This window comes from Nonomuraea sp. KM90 (genome assembly GCF_052246675.1).
Classification (GTDB): domain Bacteria; phylum Actinomycetota; class Actinomycetes; order Streptosporangiales; family Streptosporangiaceae; genus Nonomuraea.
Genome location: NZ_JBQQCB010000234.1, coordinates 1 through 8,282, shown reverse-complemented (window position 1 = coordinate 8,282; position 8,282 = coordinate 1). Strand labels below are relative to the sequence as shown.

Here is an 8,282-nt window from a genome sequence, read left to right as displayed (position 1 = left end):
CCAGTCGTCGATCCTGACGTACAGTGCGGTGAGAAGGGTGTTGAGGTCTGTTGTCACAAACCGATCGTCAACACCCTTCGTCATGTTCACACTCCGCCTGGCAGCGACTTAGGACTTACTCGTCTAGCTCCATAAACTGCGTGCCTCCAACACGCCACGCTGCCGGAACCGTCCACGGATCCGCACCCGCATGATCCGATTCCTACCGCGACCGCACCAAGCCGAGCAACGCCATCGATATGACAGCCCAGCAACCTCCCCCTTCCGTCGTTCGAAACAGCCTGCTACCGCCAGCCCGGCAGCCGGACGGCATTGACCGCTCCTCGAAAGGGCACCACCTTGCCCGACCCCTCACCCCGACCACCCCGGCAAGACCGCATCTCCGTCAAGCAGTTGCCCAACACCCTGGTGCCAGGCGCAACCCCACCACCGCACTCCACACACCCGCGCGAGCGACGGACCAACCCGATCATTCGCGCCCTCCTATCCCACTACGGCATCTGCGGCACCGCGGTGACCCACCACCCCCGCTTCCACCAGGCGCCGGTCGTGAAGAGGCGCTTTCACAAGGGAGCGTTGTGGCTGATGAGAAATCTTCAGCAGTGGGACAGGCAAGGAGTCGCCTGGGGGTCGATGCCCGAACGCGCCATCGCATTGTTCGCCCGCTCCTCACCCCCGGCCGCCCCAGAGGGCTTATCCGAGCAGTGACCTACGCACGTGCTCCGCGAGCCTGCGCATAGGCCCCCCAAGGCACCCCACAGCCCCGTTGCAGCACCGCGTCCGGACAGCGCATCACCATGACGTACACACCCGTATGGCCCGGCTGGGTCGAGGCGACCCGCACCACCATCTCCCAGCTCAAAGACGAGCTCACCGACGAATCCGCCCGTGCCATCAACGATCGGGCGAACCACCTCGGCGCCCGGCTCAGAGCAGAATTCGCTGACCTGCCCCCCGCCATCATCGCGTGGATCACCATCCGGGTGGGAGCTCACCTCACCGACTTGGTCGCTGCAGACCCGGAGGCGGACCCGCAGCACCTGGCCATCATCACGCTGCTGGCCGGCGATTTCGTCGACCAGGGCCGCACCTGACGGTGCAACCGGCGGGCCACCTCCGGCACCCCACACCCACACCATTGCCGAGCGACAGGCCGGGGACTGTAAAATTAAGGTTGACACTCCCTGTCGCGGCCATGGCGCGCTCGCTCGCGCCGAAACTGCTGGAACACCCGGCACGACGGACGAGATCACGCTCCGCCGCAACGGTGCCCGGCGCGCCCCCGCTCACCGCACCGACGACCGTCCTGGCCACCCCGCCACTGAGCGGAACCTCCCTACCATCCGACGCACCAGACGGCGGAACGTCCATCAACCGCACGTACGGCAAGCGGAATCGCCCTCCCGCGTGGGCGGCAGATGCGCTGCAACAGCGTCGCCAGCCAGCCCCTGAATCCGCTGCCCGTCTATGCCGCGCCCGATGAAGAGGATTCGTACGACATCCGCGTGCCCAACTCCGTGGGCAGCGACGCCTCAGAAGCCCCGGCACGCGCCGAGCGTCCCACGCCGACCCGGGCAAGAACACCACCTCCGGCGGGTGAGCTGCGCGCCGCCGCGCTTCGGATGCGGCACATCCCACCTCCTCGCACCGCAGCCGCGCCTACGCCCACGATGAACGCTGCGCAACCGACGGCCACTGCGTCAACAGCGACAACACCTCTGCCTGAACACAAGCCCGTTCCACCGAGTTGCAGGCCGTCGCGCACTGCCGGCGGATCTCGCGCGGCGAGAGGTCGTGGGCGCCGCGGAACGCCTGGCTGAAATGGGCGGGACTGGTGAACCTCCCACGAGCGGCTGATCGCCAAGGGTGGGGCCCGGCTGGAGCTGGACCACTACCTGGAGGCCCTGGCGCACAAGCCCGGCGCGCTGCCCGGCGCCACCGCGCTGGAACAGGCCCGGGCCGCGGGCACCTTCACCGCCGTCCATGAGGCCTGGTGGGCCGCGGCCCGCCGCAAGCACGGGGACGCGGACGGGACCCGGGCGCTGATCGAGGTGCTGCTGCTGCACCGGCACATGGAGCATCGGCACGTGGTGGCGGGGATGGAGGCCGCGTTGAAGGTAAGCGCGCTGACCGCCGATGCCGTGGCGCTGGAGGCCCGCAAGATCGCTCAGGCCGACGACAGTCCGGAGCCGGGTCCGCCGCCCCGGCCGGAACGGCTGGCCTGGCTGGATGAGCCGGCGGTGGTGTCGCTGACCACCCGGCGGCTGGCCCAGCTGCCGCCCGACACCCGGCCGCTGCCGTCGGTGGCCGTCTACGACCAACTACTGCGCCGCCGCCCGGGCGGCCGGCCCGCATCCGAGGGAGAGCTGCCATGACCACCTTTCACCGCCGCGCCCTGACCGAGGAAGCGGCCGAAGCCTCGATCTGCCAGGCTTGCCAGCGGTTGCGGCTGCCGACCATCCGCTCCCAGTTCGTCGAGCTGGCCGCTGCCGCCCCGCGCGATCAGATGAGCTATCTGGGTTTCCTGGCCGAGTTGCTGATTACCTGTCCGAGCAGGACCGGCGAACCCTCGTCGAGCTGATCAACGAGTTCGCGCAGGAGGAAACCGACCCCGAACGGCATCTGACGGCCTGGGAAACGCCCGAAACCCTGGGCCTCCTGGCCTGAGGGCTTGACCGCGCATCACGACCCCGCCCGGCGCGTCCGGGCGGGGTCGTGGTGCGCGGCTGATGGGCCTTTTCGACGGTTCGCTGGCGCGCGGCGTCCGGGGTTGGCCTTACAACCCGGTACATCGCAGTCTCCGGATGTTTTCAGCCACGTAGTCGAAGCTGTCCTGCGACCGTTTGACGACGTCGAACTCGACCTCGTCACCTGCCTCCAGGACCCGATACCCGCTCGCCACGACGTCGCTGAAGTGCGCGAAGGCATCGCGATCGGCCGGGAGCTCCGGAGAAGAGATTGCTCCCCAACCCTTCTCGACCTTCCAGAACTTCACAGTGCCACGTGTCATGATCATATTATCGCCGATTACTTGAAGATCACTCTCTGGCCCTGGGCTGCACCCTCCGGGAACCGCACGAGCTTGCGCCCAGAGCTCATGCGCCCGGCGTGCTGGCTCCCTCTCCAAGCCAGCACGCCGGGCGTCTCTATCAGCAATCACCTGAACACGATAGGTGAGTGGTCGAGTCTCCGGGTGCTGCTACTTCTCACCGACATTCCGGGCACGATCAGCCCCCGAGTGCTGTCCAAACTGACCGACAAACGCTGCTGCTACTCACCAGCAAAATCACCAGCCATTATGGCCCGTCAACTCCACGCCATAGCCGACACCGTGGCACACAACACGAACATCAGTGTGCATGTCATCCCCTTTGCCGCCGACGCTCACACCGGGATGGCCTACGGCGCCTTCACCCTGCTGGACTTCGCCGAGGACCTGCCCCCGATCCTCTACCCGGACCTCGGCGTCGGGCAGGAAACGCTCGTCGACGACCACGCGCGGCTTTGCGCCATCAAGGCCGACGTTGCTGTCATGCTGGACCACGCTTTGAGCTCCGACACGACGGCGGCAGTCATCAAGCAGGTCGCCAACGAAATGACCTTGACACCTGCCCCGCCCGAAGACGAACGAGGCCAACCGGCTCCATGATGACCGCTACACCGCGCTCGTCCTTGAAGGGCGGTCGCGACCACACCAGCACCCGACCAGGGGGCACCTGCCCCGGCCGGCACTCCCACGAAATACACAGACGTGCAGCGCGCCAGGAACTGAGCCCTGACCGGCTGCGTGCAGAACCTTGCAGAACGCCTCCGGTCACATCAACCAACGGCCCCGCTGGCATGAAAGCACCGCACCTGCAGACGTGATACGCCGGGCGTGGTATCCGCGTCTCGGCCCAAGCACCTTCGCAGGCGTCCCAGCGGTGCGCAAGCCGACGGCTCACCCGCACGAGCAAGATCTTCTCCGCGGGCGGAGAACATCTTGCTCGTGCGGGCCATCAGCTTGCACACCTTCGTCCCGCCTGCGCAGCAGCCCGTACCGACACACGGAGCGATACCTCGCCGGGTGACTTGGCAGAAGCAGCCGCCAGGTGACATGACCTGAATCGGGGCCGCTCCGTCATCCCACAGGTAGAGGAGCACACAGGACATGGCAGGAGACACCGTCATCACCATCGTCGGCAACCTGGTCGACGACCCCGAGCTGCGCTTCACCCCGACCGGGCAAGCGGTGACTCGATTCCGCATCGCATCCACTCCGCGGTTCATGGATCGACAGACCAACGAGTGGAAGGATGGCGAGAGCCTCTTCCTGACCTGCAACGCGTGGCGGAACATGGCGGAGAACGCCGCCGAGAGCCTCCAGCGCGGCATGCGGGTCATCGTGCAGGGGCGGCTCAAGCAGCGCTCCTACGAGACCAAGGAAGGCGAGAAGCGCACGATCTACGAGATCGAGGTCGACGAGGTCGGCCCGTCTCTGCGCAACGCCACCGCCAAGGTCAACCGCACCTCCCGCCAAGGCGGCGGCGGGGGCGGCGGCTTCGGCGGCGGTCCGGCCGACGACGCGTGGGCCTCCGCCACGACGGAGCGTCCGGGCCCTCAGCCCGCAGACGACAGCGCGGCGGACTTCATCCCCTCACCCGCCACCATCGCGGGCGAACCTGACTTCTGACCCGGTGATCAAGCCGCCGACGCGGTGACAGCTCGCCCCCGCCACAGGGGCCATGAACGCGCACGCCCCGTGCCCTCCTGCTTGCCCTCCACCGGGAAGCAGGAGGTGCCGACGATGGCCTCCCTCCACGACCCCCTGAGCCAACCCACGCGGCGGTGACACGCAAGAAGAGGGGCGTGTGTGATCCCATGCTAGGCGGCGCTCGACCGGCGGGGTGAGACGTCACGGTCGTCCTCGCATCCCGGCAACTCACCGGCAGGCGCGTCCTGGTATTCCGGACAGGTCAGCGCAGCCGCCCATGCCGGAAGACCAGCAGACGCGCCGCCCTCCATCGTGCGCCGCCGAGCACGACCCTTCGAACCTCCCGAGAGCTCCTCCTGCTGATAGCGGCTTCCCGCGACTTTCAGTTTCGACTCCCCTCCACAAGGGAAAGCGCCGTGCCATCAGAGCATCGCCAAATCATTTTCGTCTCCTTCAAAGTCGTTCAGGTCATCGCCACCGTCTTCGTCGGCATCATGCTGATTGTGCTCCTGTGGGCGTTGCAGAGCAGCGTCACCAGCACAGACACCCCTGACCAGCACCGCGTGAGGTCGCCAAGCGCCCCAGCGACCCGGTCCGACCAGGAACAGCGCATCTGGTCGCGCTAGTACCACCCTTCTGACCCGGGGCGGTCTTCACCCTGAGCGGTAGCGCCGCCGAGCGCTGGCTGCCAACGACGGCCGCTCGCGCGTCGTCGACCCGACGAGCACGAGCCTCACAGCGGCACGCGCGAATGGTTCCCGGCGAAGCCAGACAAAGCTCCAAGCCGCCGCCGTTCTGACAAGGCGCTACTGGCCCAGTCCGTAAATCGGCCTCAGCCGTTGCGACGGCACACCTGCGCATCGGCAGGCGGCCACCACGAATCTCCCATAGGTCCAACGAAAAGAATGGAGAGACCCATCATGCTTCCCGAGATAGAGGCGTACTTCGCCGGCCTTGACGAGGCACAGAAGACCTACGACCTCGACCGTCACCGTGCCCGCGCGGAAAACCCGGTTCCCGAGTGGCGCGCCGGCATGTCGCCAGAGGAGGACAAAGCCTTCATCGAAGCCGAGGACAGGCGCACCAGAGCCCTCAGCGCCGTCCGAAAGGCATACCAGGACAAGCGCGACCAAGCCTTCCAGAACCTGGCCACCTCCGATAACCCGCAGGTGCGCTTCATCGCCGCTGACCCGGAAATCAGCCGGGGCAGCTACCGCCAGGAAGCGGAGGCTGTTCTGCGGGCGTTGCCGCTGTCCCGCGAGGACCTGGAAGCCTTCGGCGTCAACCAGGGCTGGTGCGATACCTATGAGCGCTTCTTCGAGCGTGCAGACGAGGCGGGTGTGTTGCCTGATCCGGTCCCAGATCTCGCGGACATCGAACCGCTGGTGCGCGAGCTCCACGAGTGGGGCGGCAGTATCGTCCGCGTCCGCGCCATGGTCCGTAAGCACCTGCCGGACCTGATCGCCAGCGCCCTGGAGCGGCAAGCGCATAAGGCGTTGCAGCCGAGCGCGTGACACCTCACCACTACGACATGCGACCAAGGTAGGCGGCCCACCAGCTCCTGCAGGCCGCCTACGGGAAGCAGGGCCAGGACGACCGGAGGTTGGACAACGATGACCACTGATGACGGCTACCGAGAGGCGGCGCAGCAGGACCACGAGAGCGCCGTCGAGGAGTACGAGCTGCAACAGGCGTACGAGCACTACGATAGCCCGCTCGGCTGGTACGAGTGGGCCGCGCAGCAGCAGGCCAAGTGGTGACAGGCCAGGAAATGCAGACGGGGGCCATGCGCGCCGCGCCGACACGTTATAGGGCAGGTGCCGAGAAGTTGGACGGTGACGTCGGTGCCCTCCGCCTCCACCCTCACGCCTCTCGCGCAGAGATGGATCCGACAGCGGCATCGGCGCCGTCGCCAACAAATCGTCTGCGGGCCGCCCGAGCTCGGCCGCGTGACACGGTTTGCCCTCCTCAGGAGGCGCACATTGACATCCTCCGCCCGCCTGAAGGCGGGGGATTCCAGCACGACTACCTCACCAGGAGGGGGTCGTGTTGAGGTTCGCGGTTCACTGGCCCGCCCAGCGGTGGGCCTTCCCGCGCAGCGGCGGCATGCCCTGCCGCGTGTTTGATGTTACGTGCCGCGTTCACGTCGGCGTTGCCGGCGTATCCGCAGGACCGGCACCGGAAACGCGCTTGGCTCTCGCGCGCCTGCCGGTCCACGATCCCGCACGCCGAGCACCGCTGACTCGTGTACGCAGGATTGATCTTCACGACCCGGCCCGGGGCCTTGTCCTCCAGCCGGGCCACCAGCCGGCCCCACCCCGCGGCGAGAATACCCCGGTTCAGGCCAGCCTTGGCGGCAACGTTGCTGCCGGGCTCGGCGATACTCCCCTTGGCCGACCGGGTCATGTTGCGGATCTTCAGGTCTTCGACGGCGATCACGTCGAACCGGCGTGCCAAGCCGGTGGAAGTCTTCTCCACCCAGTCCTGACGCCGGTCGGCCTCGCGCGCCTTCAGCTGCGCGATGGCGGCCTTCACCCTGTCGCGCCGCCTCGACCCCCTCCTGGCCCGGGCCAGTTTGCGCAACAGCCGCAGCAGTCGCGCCTTCTCGCTCTCGCGCAGGCCGGGAACGTACAGCATCTGTCCAGTGGACAGGGCGGCGCTGACCGCGACACCCCGGTCCACGCCCACCACCTCGCCGGTGCCCGGTGCGGGGGTCGGCTCGGGGATCGCGGCGAACGCCACATGCCAGCGCCCGGCACGGTCGCGGGTGATGCGGAAGGACTTCACGCCCGCGGGCACGGCGCGGGACCAGCGGAATCGCACCCAGCCGACCTTCGGCACCTTCACTTCGCCGACGTTGCCAGACAGGCGACGGACGTCGCCGGCCTTGACGGCGACGATCCGGAACCCTTCCCCCTGCCCGCGCTTGCGCCAGGTCGGACGCTGGTGGGTGGTGCCGAAGAAGTTCGCCATCGCCTGGGCGAAGTCCTTCAGGGCCTGCTGCTGCACGATAATCGATCCGGCGCGCAGCCAGGCGAACGCGGCTCGTGCCTGGGTGAGCTGCCGGCACTGCTCGGCAAACCCCGGCGCGCTCTTACGGCCCGGCTTCCAGTGCGCGTGCTGTTCAACGGCCAGATTCCCCACGAACCGGGCGTGCCCGCGATGCTCCACAAGCGCCTGCTCTTGGGCCGGCGTGGGCTGAAGCCGGTAGCGGGACATGCCGGCCAAGCTACCGACCACCACCGACAAAACCAGGACCCCACAGTGGCCCGCCGTTCCGCGTTTCCTCCCCGCCCTGAAGGACGGGGCATCCACGCTGCAAGTACCCGGTGAGTGATATCTGGTGGTGGCTCATCGGCATCGGCTGCGTCATGATGAGCGCCGGATTCACGCTCGGCTGGCGGTTCGCCAACCGCGTCCAGCGATGGCACGAAGCTGTCCGCAAAGCTCAGGTCGACGACATCAGAGGGCGGTTCGCGAGTTGATGTCCCTTTGATCGCTTGCTCTGCACGAGAAGGGCTGGTCACGGGCTCGTTGCCGGGTTACGGATGCGGCTGAGTGAACAATCCCGGCTCGGTCTCCACGAGAA

Annotated in this window: 9 protein-coding genes and 1 pseudogene; 8 read left to right on the top strand and 2 right to left on the bottom strand. The window is 67.4% G+C overall.

The features are described from left to right. The first annotated feature begins 797 nt into the window (after positions 1 to 797). From ACTWPW_RS61780 to ACTWPW_RS61770, 3 genes and pseudogenes are all read left to right on the top strand, one after another. On the top strand, positions 798 to 1,094 hold the full coding sequence (locus ACTWPW_RS61780; protein WP_443174668.1) for a hypothetical protein: 297 nt from the start codon (positions 798 to 800) through the stop codon (positions 1,092 to 1,094). A 750-nt stretch (positions 1,095 to 1,844) separates the two neighbouring features. Further along, positions 1,845 to 2,375 (top strand): annotated as a pseudogene (locus ACTWPW_RS61775) (IS21 family transposase); the annotation flags it as partial. Beyond that, a complete protein-coding gene (locus ACTWPW_RS61770; RefSeq protein WP_443174667.1) occupies positions 2,372 to 2,581 on the top strand; it encodes a hypothetical protein in 210 nt (69 codons plus the stop codon). The pseudogene ACTWPW_RS61775 and the gene ACTWPW_RS61770, both read left to right, overlap by 4 nt. 195 nt (positions 2,582 to 2,776) lie before the next feature. On the opposite strand, the gene ACTWPW_RS61765 is transcribed toward ACTWPW_RS61770, so the two are convergent. After that, positions 2,777 to 3,010 carry a cold-shock protein gene (locus ACTWPW_RS61765; protein WP_443174666.1) on the bottom strand — a complete coding sequence of 78 codons (234 nt, stop codon included), beginning with the start codon at positions 3,008 to 3,010 and terminating at the stop codon, positions 2,777 to 2,779. Positions 3,011 to 3,193: 183 nt separating this feature from the next. Here ACTWPW_RS61765 and ACTWPW_RS61760 point away from each other — a divergent pair, with 183 nt between their 5' ends. The 5 genes from ACTWPW_RS61760 to ACTWPW_RS61740 all read left to right on the top strand — a co-directional run bounded on the left by ACTWPW_RS61760 (position 3,194) and on the right by ACTWPW_RS61740 (position 6,453). Further along, positions 3,194 to 3,649, top strand: coding sequence for a Scr1 family TA system antitoxin-like transcriptional regulator (locus ACTWPW_RS61760; protein ID WP_443174665.1), 456 nt, complete (start codon positions 3,194 to 3,196; stop codon positions 3,647 to 3,649). Between the two features lie 501 nt (positions 3,650 to 4,150). Then, on the top strand, positions 4,151 to 4,672 hold the full coding sequence (locus ACTWPW_RS61755) for a single-stranded DNA-binding protein (RefSeq protein ID WP_443174664.1): 522 nt from the start codon (positions 4,151 to 4,153) through the stop codon (positions 4,670 to 4,672). 437 nt (positions 4,673 to 5,109) lie between these two features. Then, positions 5,110 to 5,319: a hypothetical protein gene (locus tag ACTWPW_RS61750; protein ID WP_443174663.1), complete on the top strand. Its 210-nt coding sequence runs from the start codon at positions 5,110 to 5,112 to the stop codon at positions 5,317 to 5,319. Positions 5,320 to 5,613: 294 nt separating this feature from the next. Continuing rightward, a complete protein-coding gene (locus tag ACTWPW_RS61745; RefSeq protein WP_443174662.1) occupies positions 5,614 to 6,207 on the top strand; it encodes a hypothetical protein in 594 nt (197 codons plus the stop codon). Positions 6,208 to 6,306: 99 nt separating this feature from the next. Beyond that, positions 6,307 to 6,453 carry a hypothetical protein gene (locus tag ACTWPW_RS61740; protein WP_443174661.1) on the top strand — a complete coding sequence of 49 codons (147 nt, stop codon included), beginning with the start codon at positions 6,307 to 6,309 and terminating at the stop codon, positions 6,451 to 6,453. 265 nt (positions 6,454 to 6,718) lie between these two features. Here ACTWPW_RS61740 and ACTWPW_RS61735 read toward each other — a convergent pair whose 3' ends face one another. After that, complete coding sequence (locus ACTWPW_RS61735) at positions 6,719 to 7,912, bottom strand: RNA-guided endonuclease InsQ/TnpB family protein (protein WP_443174660.1); 1,194 nt, start codon at positions 7,910 to 7,912, stop codon at positions 6,719 to 6,721. Between the last annotated feature and the right edge of the window lie 370 nt (positions 7,913 to 8,282).